Below are 1937 nucleotides of genomic sequence, written 5' to 3' on the forward strand. Positions count from 1 at the left end.
GTGGCCGCGTGGCGGCACGGCGGGCGCGGAGGAGGAATCGACCGACGGTGGCACTGGTTACATCACCGGTCCCAAATTCATCCCATGATTGTAGGTTAGAGGTCATGACCCCGCCACCCACCGCCGCTCCGGCGCTGCCCGCCCCCGCCGCCGTCGACACCCGCCTGGCCGGCGACCCCGGTGCGGTCCGGCGGACGCATCCGGCGACCGGTGGCGCGCTCGTGCTGGTCGGGATGCTGCTGGTCGCGGTCAACCTCCGTGCCGTGGTGACGAGCCTCGGCGCGCTGCTCGACGAGGTCCGCGACGGACTGGGCCTCTCCGGCGCCACCGCCGGTCTGGTCACTACCCTGCCGACCATCGCGTTCGCCGGTCTCGGCGCGCTCACCCCGTGGTTGGTACGCCGCGTGGCGCCGGCCCGGGTGCTGGTGGTCGCCATGTTCGCCCTCGCCGTCGGTCAGGTGCTTCGGGTCGTCACCGACTCGATCTGGATCTTCGTGCTCACCAGCGCGCTGGCGCTGTCCGGCATCGCGGTCGCCAACATCCTGCTGCCGATGCTCGTCAAGCAGCACTTTCCGCACCGCACCGGCCTGGTCACCGGGGCGTACACGATGGCGTTGACGGTGGGCACGACGGTGGCCGCCGCCACCGCGGTGCCGATCGCGCACGCCTTCGGGTCCTGGCGGGCCGGGCTCGGCATCTGGGCCGCGATGGCCGCGGTGGCCGTACTCCCGTGGGTGCCGCTGGCGCTGCGGACCCGGACCGGCGCGCGGCGGACGACCCCGACGGCGGTCGCCGCGCCGGCGCGGATCCGGCCGGCCCGCACCCGGCTCGGCTGGGCGATGGCCGTGTACTTCGGGGCGCAGTCGCTCAGCGGGTACGCGATCATGGGTTGGCTGGCCCAGTTGTTCCGCGACGCCGGCTACCAGCCGGAGTCCGCCGGGCTGCTGCTCGCCGGGGTGACCGCGCTCGGCGTGCCGATCGCGCTGCTGATGCCCACCCTGGCCGGTCGGCTGGGCAGTCTGCGGCCGCTGGTGCTGGGGCTGACCACCGCGTCGGCGCTGGCCTACCTGGGGTTGGCGCTGGCTCCGCACGGTGCCGCGCTGCTCTGGGTCGCCCTCCTGGCCGTCGGTCAGGGCGCGTTCCCGATGATCCTGACCGCCATCGGGCTGCGCGCCCGCACCGCCGAGGGGACCGTCGCGCTCTCCGCGTTCGCGCAGAGCACCGGCTACGTGATCGCCGCCCTCGGTCCGCTGCTGGTCGGCATCCTCTACGAGGCCACCGGCGGTTGGACCGCCCCGATCGGGTTCCTGCTGGGCGCTCTCGCCGTGCAGACCACGGCGGGCATGGCTATCGCCCGTCCCCGCTACGTCGAGGACGAGTGAGGAACGGCAGCGGTCAGGAGGAGGCCGGCGTCGGCTCGCCGGCGACCGCCTCGTCCACCGTCGGGTAGGTGTGCAGCACCTCGACCAGGCCGCTCACCTCGAGGATGCGCAGCACCCCGCGCTGCGGTGCGGCCAGCCGGACCACGCCGCCGGCCTCGTCGCAGCTGTTCTTGGCGCGGACGAAGACCGACAGACCGGTCGAGTCGCAGAACGAGACGTCCGCCAGGTCGAACACCAGACGACTACGGCCCTTGTCGAGCAAGTCGGTGATCTGGTCCTGAAGCTGCGGTGCGGTGGCCATGTCGAGCTCGCCCGCGACCGACACGACGACCATGTCGCCGCGTTGTTCCGTGTGCACCGTCAAGGACATTCGCCAGACCTCCTGTTATCGGGGGAACGGTATCCCACGACGGGGGGCGAACGCAGAACGGGAGCCAGGATCCGGTGGCCATCGTCATTCCGTTGCTACGGGGCAAGTAGTTGATCAGGCCCCGGTGATAGAGTCCGCCCGGTCCAGGTCAAGGGGGTTCGAAATGGCGTTGAGCACCGAAGAAA

At 71.9% G+C, this 1937-nt stretch carries 2 protein-coding genes; one reads left to right on the forward strand and one right to left on the reverse strand.

The genetic code is table 11. The features are described from left to right. The first annotated feature begins 104 nt into the window (after positions 1-104). On the forward strand, positions 105-1382 hold the full coding sequence (locus tag ACWCO3_RS34300) for an MFS transporter (protein WP_450014151.1): 1278 nt from the start codon (positions 105-107) through the stop codon (positions 1380-1382). 13 nt (positions 1383-1395) lie between these two features. On the opposite strand, the gene ACWCO3_RS34305 is transcribed toward ACWCO3_RS34300, so the two are convergent. Beyond that, the gene (locus ACWCO3_RS34305; protein WP_145778101.1) at positions 1396-1752 is read right to left on the reverse strand and encodes an STAS domain-containing protein; all 357 of its coding nucleotides are present in this window, start codon (positions 1750-1752) and stop codon (positions 1396-1398) included. Positions 1753-1937 lie beyond the last annotated feature (185 nt).

This window comes from Micromonospora sp. NPDC002411, assembly GCF_053592955.1.